Annotated in this window: 12 protein-coding genes and 1 tRNA gene; 4 read left to right on the top strand and 9 right to left on the bottom strand. The window is 69.4% G+C overall.

Features of this window, described 5'->3' with window-relative positions:
• The first annotated feature begins 75 nt into the window (after nt 1-75).
• From D1793_RS07925 to D1793_RS07935, 3 genes are all read left to right on the top strand, one after another.
• Nucleotides 76-152: transfer RNA gene (locus D1793_RS07925), tRNA-Arg, on the top strand.
• 332 nt (nt 153-484) lie between these two features.
• Nucleotides 485-916 (top strand): hypothetical protein, encoded by a 432-nt coding sequence (locus D1793_RS07930; RefSeq protein ID WP_119021677.1) that lies wholly within the window; start codon nt 485-487, stop codon nt 914-916.
• A gap of 134 nt (nt 917-1,050) precedes the next feature.
• Nucleotides 1,051-1,731 (top strand): hypothetical protein, encoded by a 681-nt coding sequence (locus tag D1793_RS07935; RefSeq protein WP_119021678.1) that lies wholly within the window; start codon nt 1,051-1,053, stop codon nt 1,729-1,731.
• Nucleotides 1,732-1,764: 33 nt separating this feature from the next.
• Here D1793_RS07935 and D1793_RS07940 read toward each other — a convergent pair whose 3' ends face one another.
• The 3 genes from D1793_RS07940 to D1793_RS07950 are packed head-to-tail and all read right to left on the bottom strand — an operon-like array spanning nt 1,765 to nt 4,106.
• On the bottom strand, nt 1,765-2,541 hold the full coding sequence (locus D1793_RS07940) for an EAL domain-containing protein (RefSeq protein ID WP_119021679.1): 777 nt from the start codon (nt 2,539-2,541) through the stop codon (nt 1,765-1,767).
• Between the two features lie 58 nt (nt 2,542-2,599).
• Nucleotides 2,600-3,298, bottom strand: coding sequence for an OmpA family protein (locus D1793_RS07945; protein ID WP_119021680.1), 699 nt, complete (start codon nt 3,296-3,298; stop codon nt 2,600-2,602).
• Complete coding sequence (locus D1793_RS07950) at nt 3,291-4,106, bottom strand: MotA/TolQ/ExbB proton channel family protein (protein WP_119021681.1); 816 nt, start codon at nt 4,104-4,106, stop codon at nt 3,291-3,293. The genes D1793_RS07945 and D1793_RS07950 overlap by 8 nt, the downstream gene beginning before the upstream one ends.
• A 217-nt stretch (nt 4,107-4,323) precedes the next feature.
• Between D1793_RS07950 and D1793_RS07955 the strand changes: the two genes are divergently transcribed.
• Nucleotides 4,324-5,526 (top strand): HDOD domain-containing protein, encoded by a 1,203-nt coding sequence (locus D1793_RS07955; RefSeq protein WP_119021682.1) that lies wholly within the window; start codon nt 4,324-4,326, stop codon nt 5,524-5,526.
• 18 nt (nt 5,527-5,544) lie between these two features.
• Here the strand turns inward: D1793_RS07955 and D1793_RS07960 are convergent, their stop codons facing one another.
• Genes D1793_RS07960 through flhB form a run of 6 tightly spaced genes read right to left on the bottom strand, consistent with a single transcriptional unit; the run spans nt 5,545 to nt 12,618 of the window.
• Nucleotides 5,545-6,249: an RNA polymerase sigma factor FliA gene (locus D1793_RS07960; protein ID WP_119021683.1), complete on the bottom strand. Its 705-nt coding sequence runs from the start codon at nt 6,247-6,249 to the stop codon at nt 5,545-5,547.
• A gap of 14 nt (nt 6,250-6,263) precedes the next feature.
• Complete coding sequence (locus D1793_RS07965; protein WP_119021684.1) at nt 6,264-6,659, bottom strand: flagellar protein FlhE; 396 nt, start codon at nt 6,657-6,659, stop codon at nt 6,264-6,266.
• Nucleotides 6,656-7,204, bottom strand: coding sequence for a hypothetical protein (locus D1793_RS07970; RefSeq protein ID WP_162899933.1), 549 nt, complete (start codon nt 7,202-7,204; stop codon nt 6,656-6,658). Before D1793_RS07970 ends, D1793_RS07965 begins: the two co-directional genes overlap by 4 nt.
• 1 nt (nt 7,205) lies before the next feature.
• Nucleotides 7,206-9,356: a flagellar biosynthesis protein FlhF gene (gene flhF, locus D1793_RS07975; RefSeq protein ID WP_119021686.1), complete on the bottom strand. Its 2,151-nt coding sequence runs from the start codon at nt 9,354-9,356 to the stop codon at nt 7,206-7,208.
• 20 nt (nt 9,357-9,376) lie between these two features.
• On the bottom strand, nt 9,377-11,464 hold the full coding sequence (gene flhA, locus D1793_RS07980; RefSeq protein WP_119021687.1) for a flagellar biosynthesis protein FlhA: 2,088 nt from the start codon (nt 11,462-11,464) through the stop codon (nt 9,377-9,379).
• A complete protein-coding gene (flhB, locus tag D1793_RS07985) occupies nt 11,461-12,618 on the bottom strand; it encodes a flagellar biosynthesis protein FlhB (RefSeq protein ID WP_119021688.1) in 1,158 nt (385 codons plus the stop codon). The genes flhA and flhB overlap by 4 nt, the downstream gene beginning before the upstream one ends.
• Nucleotides 12,619-12,706: the final 88 nt, after the last annotated feature.

Below are 12,706 nucleotides of genomic sequence, written 5' to 3' on the forward strand. Positions count from 1 at the left end.
AGGTAACGCAGCCGCCCCTGGCCAACCCGGGCGGTTTCACTCGCCGCCGACTTTCCCTATAATGCGCAGCGCTTCGCCCCCATAGCTCAGCTGGATAGAGCGTCCCCCTCCTAAGGGGAAGGTCTCAGGTTCGAATCCTGATGGGGGCGCCAGCGATTACCCTCGATTTCCAGCGCCATCTTCGCCTGGCCCCGCGAGGCCCACTAGGGCGAGACGCCCGTCCCAGCGGCTGACCTCCTTTCAGGACCACCGACGCACTGAAGCCTCGCTCCCCCGACAGGGTGGACGAGCGACTGCTGCCCTCCACGCCGCCCCAGGCTCACACTGCCCTACCACCATGGGCCGACCGGCACCCGGCCGACTTAACCCCATGAGAAACGGGGCAATGTTAACAATAATGACAGCACCCTTGTCGCTCCCTTGGGAGTGCTAGCTTTGTTGATAACCGGCGGTGATTCGCTGACGCATCAGAGGCGTTATCAACATGGGCGTAACCCTGAACACTCTCCTGTCTCTCCCCCCTGGTCTCCCCCATCCCCTGCCCGCGAGCTCGGCGACGCTGGCCAAACCCTTGCCTTCTCTGCAGGAGATCACGCCGGCCTCGTCACCGGAAGGGCGCCATGAACCGAGCGATTGGGCCAAGCTGATCATCATCTGGTCTCTGCTGCAGTCGATGAACCATGACCCGAAGCTGGAAGGTGCCAAGCCCTTGGCACCACCCGACGGAGCCGGCCTGGTTTACGGGCCGCAGGGTCGGATAGTGTTTGGCCCAACCCCCGCCGGCCAGGCCCTCACGGGCACTGCCCAAGATGTCACCGCGCCGGGGATGAGCCACCTCGGCATCGGCAGCGGTGCACTGCCGACGACGGGGGTCGGCGGAGGGATGGCAGGTGCCTTCGTCAGTGTCGCGGTCTGAGGCGCCGCCGGTGCCGTGGCCGAGTCTGGAGAAAGGAAGCGCTAAAGTTGCACCTGAAGACGCCGATAACTGCTAATCAAGCATTGACGGTCGTTCGACTCCCTTCCCCTGCACCAGACGTTGGAACCCAGCGGATGCCCTATACCGAAGCCAAGGAACATGCGCCAGGCAAGCTGCACGGGATCTTCGTCGATCCCTACAGCGCCTTCGACAACATGACCACGGAGCGCCTGCTGCACCTCAGGGTCGCCATGCAGGCGCTCATCGGCCGCCCGCTCACCGGGGGAGAGCTGATCCTGCGCGTGATTCATGGCTGGGAGAACGGTGGCTGTGACCCGGTGGAGCTGCGCCACAGCGACTACCCCATCGCTACCCTGGAGGAGCTGCGCGACATCGAAACGCGCTACCGGCACGCCCTGGAGCAGCTGACCCCCTGGCCCGGCACGGCGGGGGATCTGCTGGCCACCCCCCTGGTCGAGGCCATTCGGGTTGCCGAGGCGGAGGGCCTGACGCTTGATCAGGAGACTCGCCAGACACCGTCGCGCTGGCCGGCCTTCCGCCATGGCCTGTGGCTCTACACGGTGTTCAAGGTGTACCACCGCCTGACCTACGGCGAGGATGACCCCTATCGGGCGAGCCGTGTCCGCCTGCCGGCAGGCGAGCGGGAGGTGCATGAGTTTCACCTCGAGGAGGGCGAGTTCGCGGTGATCGCCCCGGCGGATGGCGCTCCCGGCGAGCACCTGCTGGTGCTCCACCCCAGCCAGCTGGGGCCGGTGCTCGCCCTCCTCGAGGAAGCCCTGGCGGCCGTGAAGTAGCCAGGCAGGCCAACCTTCAGGGCTGGACCTTCCTCAGATGGCCTGCTGAAGCTCCTGCAGCCGCGGGCCGAGATCCTCACCCAGCGAGGCCACCGCCGGCCGGGCATAGAAGAACCCCTGCTGGCGCAGGATCCCCGATCTCGCCAGCCACAGCGCCTCTTCGCGGGTCTCCACCCCCTCGGCGATCAGCTCGAGCTTCATCTCCGTGGCCAGGCCCCGCACCGCCCTCAAGAGCGCCTGACGACGCCGGTCCTGATCGCAGCCCATCACCAGCTCGCGATCGATCTTCAGCTTGTCCGGTTCCAACAGGGTGAGCAGGTCGAGATTGGCGTAGCCGTTGCCGAAGTCGTCGAGCGCCGTGGTGAAGCCCATGCTGCGATAGCTGTCGATGATGCGCTTGAGGTGCGCCTGGTCGGTCACCCGCTCCGTCTCGGTGAATTCGAAGACCAGCTTGTTCGTGGGCCAGCCCACCCGCTGGGAGACCTCCAGGGTCGCCTGGATGCAGGCCTCCGGTTCGTAGACCGCATTGGGCAGGAAGTTGATGGAGAGCCGCTCCTGCATGCCGAGCGCGCTGGCCATCTCGATCGCCCTGACCCGACACGCCTGGTCGAAGCGGTATATCAGCGAGTCGGTCACCTGGGAGAGCACGCTCCAGGCCGACTCCCCGTTCGATCCGCGCACCAGCGCCTCGAAGGTCGTGGTTCGCGCACTGGCGAGGTCGACGATCGGCTGGAAGGCCATGGTGAAGTCGAAAGGCAGCTCGACATCGCAGCGGCCACAGTCTCCCGCCACGCGGGCACAATGATTCATGTTTCCCCCTGCTCGGCCCTCAGTGCCGTCTGTCTTTCGTTATGTTGATACCGTCATGTCAGCGTGGCTGCTGGTGAAGCAGCAGCTCCACTCGGCGGTTGGCCGCGCGCCCCTCGGCGGTCGCATTGCTCTCCAGGGGCCGGGTCTCCGCGTAGCCGATCGCGCGCAGTCGCGCCTCCTCGACGCCCGCCCCGGCCAGATAGCGCAGCACCGAGATGGCCCTTGCGGTGGCCAGCTCCCAGTTGGAGGGGAAGCGCGCCGTGGCGATGGGAATGCTGTCGGTGTGCCCCTCCACCGAGACATCGCCATCGAACTCCTGGATCAGCTCCACCAGGCGCAGCAGCACCCGGTCCGCGCCGGCGATCAGTTCGGCCTGGCCGCTGGCGAAGAGCAGGTTGTCATCGATGCGCAGGGTGATGCCCTGGGCGCTCTGATCGACGCTGACCCCCTCGATCTCCAGCCCCTGAAAGCGCGGCTGCAGCCCATCATGGCGCGGCTGGATACCGGTTGCCAGGGGACCCAGCCCACCCGCCACGGCAATCGCGGCCGACTGCGCCACCGGCGAGATCTGCCGGGTGGACTCGCCACCGTGCTCGCTGCCGGTCACCGCCAGGCCATTGCCCGCCAGGGAGAGCAGCAGCACGAACAGCGTGATCAGCAGCGTCAGCACGTCGAGGTAGCTGACCAGCCAGGCCTCACCGTCGCCCTCCCCCACGCTGCCGGGCGCCAGCACCTCCCTGACATTGCGATCAAGCATTCTGGCCCGCCTCACCGCCGCGCGGCCGCGGCTTGCCGGGCTCGCGGATCTCATCGTGGTAGTTGGCCACGAAGGAGTTGAGGGTCTCCTCGATGAAGGAGGGCAGGCGGCGCTTGGTGATCAGGGAGATCCCCTCGAGCACCATGTTCATGGCGATGAGGCGCTCCTCGGTGCGCCGCTCGAGCTTCACCGCGATGGGCTTGAACACCAGGTTGGCCAGCAGGATGCCGTAGAAGGTGGTCAGCAGGGCCACCGCCATGCGCGGGCCGATCACATGCAGGTCGCCGGCCTCCATGACCTCCAGCATGTTCACCAGCCCGACCAGGGTCCCGATCATGCCGAAGGCGGGGGCATAGGTCGCCATGGTACGGAAGATCTGCGCCTCGGCCTGCTCGCGCGCCCGCAGGCGGGCAATGCGCCAGCTCAGCAGGTCGTAGATCTCATCGGGCTTGGTGTTGGCGATGACCAGTTGGATACCCGTGCGCAGGAAGGGATTGCGGGTATGCTCCAGGGCCGCCTCCACGGCGCGCACGTCCCCCTTGAACCAGAGCCGGGACATGTCCACCAGCTCCTTGATGTCGTCGCGGGTATAGGTGTTCTCGCGCCGAAAGACGATCCCCACCAGCCGCACCACCCGCACCACCTCCTTGAGGGGATAGCTGATGAAGGTGGCCGCCATGGTGCCGGCCAGCACGATGGCCAGCCCCGGCAGGTTCAGGAAGCTCTGCGGCGACTCCGCCGTGAACAACAGGACGCTGGCCAGCAGCACGCAGCTGGCGAAGATACCGATAAGCGTCGAGGGATTCATGCACGGCTCCTTGCCGGGTGAGAAAAGGTCACAGTGACGGGAAGGGACACTGGAGGTCTTATCGGCCGCCGCCGCTCTTTCTTTAGTGGGCTTTAGCGGGCTTTAGCGGGGCAACGCGGTAAACGCAGTGATATTCTGGCAGCGAGCGGCCGCCCCGGGCCTGGAGGCCCCGGGAGAATGGCCAGCCACCAACGCAGGGAACGACAGGGAGAGCCCGATGACACAGCAGCCCGACAGCCACGCCTTCAGCGTGGCCCTCCAGCCGATTCATGACGCCGAAGGCCGGCACGTGGCCGACCGACTGCTCTATCGCCACTGGTCAGACGACGGTGATGCCCCCGAGGTGGCCATCGCCAGGGCCCTGGCCACGACCATCTACGAGCTGGATGAGCGCAGCCGGCTGGGCAAGCGTGACCTGGTCATCGACCTGCCCGTGGAGTGGCTGGAGCGCCCTGACCTGCTGCCCTCCCCGGCCAACCAGATCATCATCGGCCTGCCGCAGCTGCTGGAGGTCAACGCCTCCCTGCTCGAGCGCCTCGCCCAGGTGCGGGAGCGCGGCTACCGGCTGCTGATCCACGGCTCGAGCCTGCGCGGCCAGATCCCCACCCTGGCGCCGCTGGCCAACCTGGTGAGACTGAGCCACCCGGACGAGCTGGACGAGGAGGTACTCCGCGCCCTGCGCCTGCGGGGTGCACGCCTGCTCGCCGACAACATCACCGATGCCGAGGGCCTTGCGCACTACCAGCGGCTCGACTGCCACTACTTCGACGGCGGCTATCTGGCGGCGCCGGCGTTCTATGTGGCACGGCCCCGAGGGCGCCATGGCAACCGCGCGGCCCAGCTGCGGCTGGTCAATGAGCTGTACCGGGAGGAGGTGGAGCTCCAGCGCCTTTACGAGCTGATCCTGCAGATGCCGCACCTGCATGTCGCCGTGCTGCGCCGGGCGAACTCCGTTCACTTTTCTCATGCCGGCGGCCAGGCGACGGACCTCAAGCGCGCCATCCCGCTGCTGGGCCTGAACGAGCTGCGACGACTGGTGATGACGCTATCGCTGGCCGGCGAGCTGCCCTCCTCCAAGCTGAAGATCCGCATGGCGCTGATCCGCGCCTACACCTGCCGCAATCTCGCCGCGCCCTTCCAGGGCATCGATCCCGAGGACGCCTTCACCGCCGGGCTGTTTTCGCTGATGGGGCCACTGCTGGAAGAGTCCCAGGAGGAGCTGCTGGATGAGCTGCCCCTGAACACCCAGCTGAGCGCGGCCCTGAAGTCACGCGAGGGCATCCTGGGCGCACTGCTGACGCTGGCCGAGGAGCAGGAGGGACTCATGGCTGAGCCGACCGAAGGCGTCAGTGGCGATCAGCTGCAGCGCTGCTATCTGGACGCCATGGCGCAGGCCGACACCCTGATGAGCCACCTCTAAATGGGCGGCCCGGGCGTGTCAGTCCTGATCGCGCAGCCGGGCCCGCAGGCGACTCACCGCCTGGCTGTGCAGCTGGCACACCCGTGACTCGGTCACCCCCAGCACCGCCCCGATCTCCTTGAGGTTCAGCTCCTCCTGGTAGTAGAGCGCCATCAGCAGCTGCTCGCGCTCCGGCAGCGCGGCGATGGCCTCCACCAGGCGCTCGCGCTGCTCGTGCTCGACCAGTTCGGCGAAGGGGGTGCTGCGCTGGGGACTGTCGAACCCCTGCTCGTGCCCCTCGGCCACCAGCTCCTCGAAGGGCAACAGCTGGCCGCAGTTGGTATCGCTCAACAGCTGCCGATAGTCGCCGAGCTCCATCTCGAGCTCGGCGGCGATCTCATGCTCCTCCGCGGGCCTGGCGAAGCGCTGCTCCAGGCGCCTGACGGCCTCGTCCACCGCCCGGGCATTGCGCCTCACACTGCGTGGCAGCCAGTCACGGCTGCGCAGCTCGTCGAGCATCGCGCCCCGGATACGCTGGCTGGCGAAGGTGGCAAAGCTCGCCCCCTGCCCCGCATCGAAGCGGCCCAGCGCCTCCAGCAGCCCTACCATACCGGCCTGGATCAGGTCATCGAGCTCGATGCTGGCCGGCAGCCGCACCTGCAGCGCCAGCGCCTGGCGCCTGACCAGCGGCAGGTACTCGGTCAGCAGCTCGTTCTGTTGGATCTTTCCCTTGGCGGTATACATCTCGTTCGCCTGCCCTACCGATAGTTGACGATGACCTGAAGGTCGCTGACCCGAACCGCCGCCCGCTGGCCCGGTGCCAGGGCGAACCGGAAGTGCAGGGGAGTCGTCGCGGGCAACCCTGCCAGCGCCCGGCTGCTGCCGGCGCTCGAGGCAAGCTCCGCACAGCCGCCCGGATGGCAGAGCCAGCCCGTCACGACCTGGCCGGCCGGCACCCCGTAGCGCCAGCGCACCTCCTCGATGACGCCTGCCGTCACGGCCGGCGGTGGTGGCATCGTGGCGCTTGCCATGCTGCGCTCTGCCAGCACCGCCCTGACCGGCCCGGCCTGGCCGACCCAGCTGCCTGCCGCCGACACCGGCGAGGCCAGCGTCAGCATGGCCAGCGCCAGCCAGCATCCTCGCTGCCGGCTCATGCCAGCACCACCAGCTCGACGCCCAGGTAGTGGGCAGAGGCCTGCTGCAGGTTGTCGAGCAGGCCGGGGCGACGGAGGCCCGGCGGATGCAGCAGCAGCAGCCTGCCCGGGCCACCGGCCTCGGCCAGGGCCAGCAGAAGCCGCCAGGCCCGCCGAAAGCTCTCGGCGTCGGCCTCCACCCAGAGCGCCCAGCGCGGCTGCTGGGCCGCCAGCAGCGGCAGGTGGGGGCTGTCTGGCGCCACGGGCACCAGCTGCCAGCGCTGGGGGTCGCCGACCCAGCGGCGCCCCTGGCCGTGCCAGTGGGCCAGCGGCTCGCGGGCGCGCTCCAGCTGGCGCGCCGGCAGGCCGACGATCAGCAGGGTGGCCGTCGACGCCGCAAGCTGTGCGGCCGGCGGCGGCCGGCGAGCCGCTGCCACCCGGCTCGACGCGGGCACTTGCCCGGCCAGGGCGATCAACGCTTCGGCCACATGGGTCGGGCAGCCGCCCCCTTCCCTCTCCTGCCGTGATGCCCAGTGCCGAAGTCCCGAGGCTTGATCCATCGTCATATCAGTGCAGACCCTCAAGCCCGACGGTTCCCAGTTCGCGCAGCGCCTCGCGGGCGAGGCAGAGCTGCAGCAGCGCCTCGAGCAGCGTCTCGGCGCTGCAGCGTTTCCTGCCGGCCAGCAGCGCCAGGAGCTCACCCCGCAGGGAGAGCGCCCAGGCCTCGTCGCTCGCCTCGAGCCGGGTGGCGACGCTCGCCAGGCCGGCGGCCAGGGTGAGGCGCAGCGCCGGCGCCATGGCCGGGTCCGCCTCGACGAGCCGGCGATTGGCGCGCCGCGTCAGGGCCGGCAGCACCTCGGCGAGGAGCTGGGTCACCAGCAGGGGGACGGCACGCCCGCGCAGGGTCGCCGGCGACAGCCAGTAGCCGCGCTTCAGCACGCGACCGCTGTAGGCATCCACCAGCTCGCCCGCCCAGGCGCGCAGCGGCTCTGTCTCCCCTCGCCCCAGGCCCACCGTACAGGACGCCAGCGCCAGCTGCGCCTCGCGCCCCCGCCAGCGCAGCGCACGCGGCTGCCGCGGCGCCATCACGGGGGCCAGGGCAGCCAACGACTGACGCTCGCCGTCGACCACGACCCGCTGGGTGCCGCGCACCTGGGCGATCCAGTCCCGCTGCTGCTCGGCCAGCCAGGCACGGGCGTCGAGGCCAGGCAGCCCGGCCAGCAGGTGGGCGCCGAGCGTGCCGGCCTCCTCGGCCGCCACCAGTCGCTCCAGCTCCCCGGCGGGCGCCAGGTGTTGGGGATGCGGCAGGGCCGACCACTGCCCCGCGGCATCCAGGGTCAGATCGGGCTGCGACCAGGCCTCGTCGCGCACGCGGCCACGCGGCATCCAGACCCGGCTGCCACCGGACGGCCTGGCCTCCCCCAGCAGCGACGCGAGTCGCTCGGACTGCAGCGCTGGCGGCACCCCGGCCAGCTGCCAGGCCCGCGTCAGGTCGGCAAAGCCCGGTACCCGTTCGCGCAGGGTCGACAGCAGCGTGGCGACGCGACGCCCCTGGCCCAGCAGCAGCGCGGCGGCGGCCGGCGGCTCCGGGCGAAGCGACGTGCTGCGCACTTCCAGCGCCTGCCTGACCAGGGTGGGGGCGTCCATGACCACCAGGTCCTCGGGGACGCGCTGGCCCTGGGCAACCAGCAGCAGGCGCAGCCCATGGCGCATCAGGGCGTCGAGCAGCGGCCCCAGGCGCCCCGCCTCATCGTGCTTGCTGATCAGACAGTCATCCAGCGGCAGGCCCGCGGCGCGTGCCGCCTGCCGGTAGTTGATGATGACCTCCTCCAGCGCCTCCGGCTGGCTGACGGCATTGAGCACCAGCAGCGGGCGCACCGGCGCGCCCCCCTGGAGCCTCGCCAGCTGGTCGATGACCCGCCGGTCGCGCTGGCTCATGCCCACGGTGTCGACGATCACGAAGCGCCTGTCCGCCAGCGCCGAGCGCAGGGTCTCCAGGGGTTGGTCCAGCTCGAGGCCATGCATGGGAACGCCCAGCAGCTCGGCGTAGATCCGCAGCTGCTCATGGGCGCCGATACGAAACCCGTCGGTGGAAACCAGCGCCACGGCGTCCGGGCCATGGCGCATCACGAAGCGGGCGGCGAGCTTGGCCGCGGTGGTGGTCTTGCCGACCCCGGTGGGGCCCACCAGGGCCACGATGCCGCCGCGATCCAGCAGCGCCAGCTCGTCCTCCTCGACCGGCAGGCGCGCGGCCAGTCGCGTCACCAGCCAGGCCGCCTCGTCGTCGGGCGACAGGCTCTCCGGCAGTCCCTCCAGCACCTCCTCGCCGACCGAACGCGAGAAGCCCGCCTCGAGCAGCCACTGCATGAGCCGCTGCCGGGGTGAGAGCGACGCCTCGGTGCGCTGGACCGCCAGCAGGCTGCGCATCTCCTGCATCTCCGCCAGCAGACGCGCGCTCATCGCCTGGAAGGCCTCCTCCTCCCTCACCCTGGGCGCCTCCGGGGCGACCGGCGTGGGCGTCGGCGCCAGGGGCGGCGCCTTGACAGGACGCGGCGCGGCCGCGGTCGGCTCGGGGGCCCCCGCCTCGGCCATGGCGAGGATCTCGACGCCCTGCTCGGTGTGCCGATTGGCCAGGATCAGCGCCTCGTCGCCCAGGGCGGCCCGTACCTGGCGCATCGCCTCGCGGCTGGTGGTGCCGGTGAATCGCATCACGCTCATGCTGTCAGCTGCCTCTCATCTCAGCGTCCTCCCACCAGCTGCGTCACGCGCAGGGTGCGGTCGTCGGGGATCTCTGCCTGGGAGAGCACCGCCAGGTGGCGCAGCCGGCGGCGCAGGAAACGGGCCAGCACCGGGCGCAGGCTGTGCTGCACCACCAGCACCGGCGGCTCGCCGCTGGTCTCCTGACGCCCCAGCGCCTGCTCCGTCTGGGCCATCAGGGTGTCGGCGAGGCCGGGCTCCAGGGCGCCGTTGCCGCTCATCGCCTGCATCAGCACCTGCTCGAGCTGCGCCTCCAGCCCGATGACGCGGATCTCGGGCTCGGCCCCGAACCACTGCTGGACGATGCTGCGGCCAAGCCCGATGCGGACCCGCGCGGTCAGCTCCCCGACATCGGCCTGCTGGCCGGCGTGCTCGGCGAGGGTATCCAGAATGGTGCGCAGGTCGCGAATCGAGACCTCCTCCTCCAGGAGGTTCTGCAGGAGGCGCTGGAACATGGTCAGCGACACCAGCTTGGGCACCACCTCCTCGACCAGCGACTTCTGCTCCTCGCCCAGGCGGTCGAGCAGCTTCTGCACCTCGCCGCGGCCCAGCATCTCGCCGGCGTGGCGGTGCATCAGGTGGTTGAGGTGGGTGGCCACCACGGTGCTGGCATCCACCACGGTGTAGCCGTAGACCTGGGCGTGCTCGCGCTGGGAGGCCTCGATCCATACTGCCGGCAGCCCGAAGGCCGGGTCGGTGGTCGGGGTGCCGGCGAGCTCGCCGGAGACCTGGCCGGGGTCGATGGCCAGCCACTTGCCGGGGAAGGCCTCGGCGCGACCGATCTCCGCCCCCTTCAGGGTGATCACATAGGTGGAGGGCCCGAGCTCCAGGTTGTCGCGGATATGGACCACCGGCGGCAGGAACCCCACCTCCTGGGCAAACTTCTTGCGCACCCCCTTGATGCGGCTGAGCAACTCCCCCTCCTGGCGCTGGTCCACCAGCGGGATCAGACGATGGCCCACCTCGAGCCCCAGGGTGTCGACCAGCTGGACATCGTCCCAGCTCGCCTCGGGGGCCTCGGGGGCCGGGGGCAGCTCGCTCTCGGCAAGCGCCTCCTTGACCTCCTGCCGCTTCGCATTGCGGATCAGCGCCCAGGCCAGGCCGCCGAGCAGCCCGGTGAAGAGCAGGAAGACGAAGTTGGGCATGCCGGGCACCATGCCCAGAAGCCCCATCACCACCGCCGCCAGGATCATCACCTGGGGGTTGGTGAAGAGCTGGCCGAGCATCTGCTGGCCGACGTCCTCGCCCTGGTCGGTGCTGACCCGGGAGACCGTCACGCCCGCCGCGGTGGAGATCACCAGCGCCGGGATCTGAGCCACCAGGCCGTCGCCGATGGTCATCAGGGTATAGGTGCGCGCGGCATCGCCGAAGCCCATGCCGTGCTGCAGCATGCCGATCAAGAGGCCGCCGATGACGTTGACCACCATGATCACCAGGCCCGCCATGGCGTCGCCGCGCACGAACTTGCTGGCGCCGTCCATGGAGCCGTAGAAGTCGGCCTCCTGGGCCACCTCGGCGCGGCGCTTGCGGGCGTCCTCCTCGCCGATCAGGCCGGCGTTGAGGTCGGCGTCGATGGCCATCTGCTTACCGGGCATGGCATCGAGCATGAAGCGCGCGCCCACCTCGGCGATCCGCCCCGCCCCCTTGGTGATGACCATGAAGTTGATGACGATCAGGATCAGGAACACCACCAGGCCCACGGCGAAGTTGCCCCCTACCAGGAACTGGCCGAAGGCCTCGATCACCTTGCCGGCGGAGTCACCCCCCTGGTGCCCCTCCATCAGGATCACCCGGGTGGAGGCGACGTTCAGCGACAGCCGCAGCAGGGTGGTGAAGAGCAGCACCGCCGGGAAGGCGGCGAAGTCCAGCGGCTTCTGGGTGAACATGCTGACCAGCAGCACCATCACCGCCAGCGCGATATTGAAGGTGAAGAAGAGATCCAGCGCGATGGGCGGCAGCGGCAGGATCAGCATCGCCATCACGAAGAGGATCAGCAGCGGACCGGCCAGCAGCTTCATCTGGGAACCGCTGGCCCACTGTCCGCCGAGGTATTCGCTCACGGCCTTCATGCGTCAGCTCCTGCAGCGCCTGGCGGCACATCCAGCGCCTCCGGGACGGGCAGCGCCTCGGGGTGCGGCGGGGCCTCGCCCCCCTCCTCCGCGACCCGCCTGATGCGGAAGGCCCAGGCCATCACCTCCGCCACGGCGGTATAGAGCGCCTCGGGAATCTCGGCCTCGAGGTCCACGTGGTGGTAGAGGGCGCGCGCCAGGGGCGGCGCCTCCAGGCGCGGCACGCCGTGCTCGTCGCCCAGCTCGCGGATGCGGCCGGCCACGAGCTCGGTGCCCTTGGCGATGACCCGAGGCGCGGCCATGCCGGTCTCGTCGTAGCGCAGGGCCACGGCATAGTGGGTCGGGTTGGTGATGATCACGTCGGCCTCCGGCACCTTGCTCATCATGCGGCCGCGAGCCATGGCCTGCTGCTGCTGACGAATACGCGCCTTGATATGGGGGTCACCCTCGGACTCCTTGTGCTCACGTTTGACCTCCTCCTTGCTCATGCGCATCTTCTTGGCATGGCTCCACAGCTGATAGGGCACGTCGATCAGGATCACCACCAGCAGGGCCAGCACGATCAGGCCGCAGGCCAGTGCCGCCAGCTGCAGCGCATGGGCCAGGGCCAACTGCACCGGCTGATCCATCAGGCTCATGTAGGTGCCGCGGTTGGCCCACAGGAAGGCGATGGCCACGCTGCCGACCAGCAGCGACTTGGCGATCGCCTTGGCCAGCTCCACCAGCGCCTGGACCCCGAACATCCGCTTGAGGCCCTTGAAGGGGTTGAGCTTGGAGAGCTGGGGCTTGAGCGACTTGGCCGAGATCAGCCAGCCGCCCAGCAGCGCCGGCGCCACCAGGGCCACCACGGCGAGCAGCAGGAAAAGCGGCAGCATCGCCATCAGGGTGCGCCGCCCCAGCTCCAGGGCGTGACTGAGCATCGGGGCGGTCTCCAGCGCATGGCGGCGCTCGAAGAGGAAGGCCTGCTCCATCACCAGGCCCAGCTGGTCATAGAGCAGCGAGCCCATGCTCCACAGCCCCACGACGCCGCCCAGCAGCAGCATGAAGGTGGTCAGCTCCCGGGAACGGGCGACCTGCCCCTCTTCGCGGGCCTTCTCCAGCCGCCGTGGCGTTGCCGGTTCGGTCTTTTCCTGATCGCTGCTCTGCTCGGCCATGGCCACTCATCGGGGACAGTCTTGCGGACCCTGGCCATTGTGGAGAGTCGAGGAAAGGGGTGATACGCGAATAAGGGCCGATAATCGC

Origin of the sequence: Halomonas sp. JS92-SW72, from assembly GCF_003547075.1 — a bacterium.
In the GTDB taxonomy this organism is placed as follows: Bacteria; Pseudomonadota; Gammaproteobacteria; order Pseudomonadales; family Halomonadaceae; genus Halomonas; species Halomonas alkalicola.

What these genes read in the sequence shown, in the direction of transcription:
- D1793_RS07930 (WP_119021677.1), top strand. Translation starts at nt 485, where the DNA reads ATGGGCGTAACCCTGAACACTCTCCTGTCTCTCCCCCCTGGTCTCCCC.
- D1793_RS07935 (WP_119021678.1), top strand. Translation starts at nt 1,051, where the DNA reads ATGCCCTATACCGAAGCCAAGGAACATGCGCCAGGCAAGCTGCACGGG.
- D1793_RS07940 (WP_119021679.1), bottom strand. Translation starts at nt 2,541, where the DNA reads ATGAATCATTGTGCCCGCGTGGCGGGAGACTGTGGCCGCTGCGATGTC.
- D1793_RS07945 (WP_119021680.1), bottom strand. Translation starts at nt 3,298, where the DNA reads ATGCTTGATCGCAATGTCAGGGAGGTGCTGGCGCCCGGCAGCGTGGGG.
- D1793_RS07950 (WP_119021681.1), bottom strand. Translation starts at nt 4,106, where the DNA reads ATGAATCCCTCGACGCTTATCGGTATCTTCGCCAGCTGCGTGCTGCTG.
- D1793_RS07955 (WP_119021682.1), top strand. Translation starts at nt 4,324, where the DNA reads ATGACACAGCAGCCCGACAGCCACGCCTTCAGCGTGGCCCTCCAGCCG.
- D1793_RS07960 (WP_119021683.1), bottom strand. Translation starts at nt 6,249, where the DNA reads ATGTATACCGCCAAGGGAAAGATCCAACAGAACGAGCTGCTGACCGAG.
- D1793_RS07965 (WP_119021684.1), bottom strand. Translation starts at nt 6,659, where the DNA reads ATGAGCCGGCAGCGAGGATGCTGGCTGGCGCTGGCCATGCTGACGCTG.
- D1793_RS07970 (WP_162899933.1), bottom strand. Translation starts at nt 7,204, where the DNA reads ATGACGATGGATCAAGCCTCGGGACTTCGGCACTGGGCATCACGGCAG.
- flhF (WP_119021686.1), bottom strand. Translation starts at nt 9,356, where the DNA reads ATGAGCGTGATGCGATTCACCGGCACCACCAGCCGCGAGGCGATGCGC.
- flhA (WP_119021687.1), bottom strand. Translation starts at nt 11,464, where the DNA reads ATGAAGGCCGTGAGCGAATACCTCGGCGGACAGTGGGCCAGCGGTTCC.
- flhB (WP_119021688.1), bottom strand. Translation starts at nt 12,618, where the DNA reads ATGGCCGAGCAGAGCAGCGATCAGGAAAAGACCGAACCGGCAACGCCA.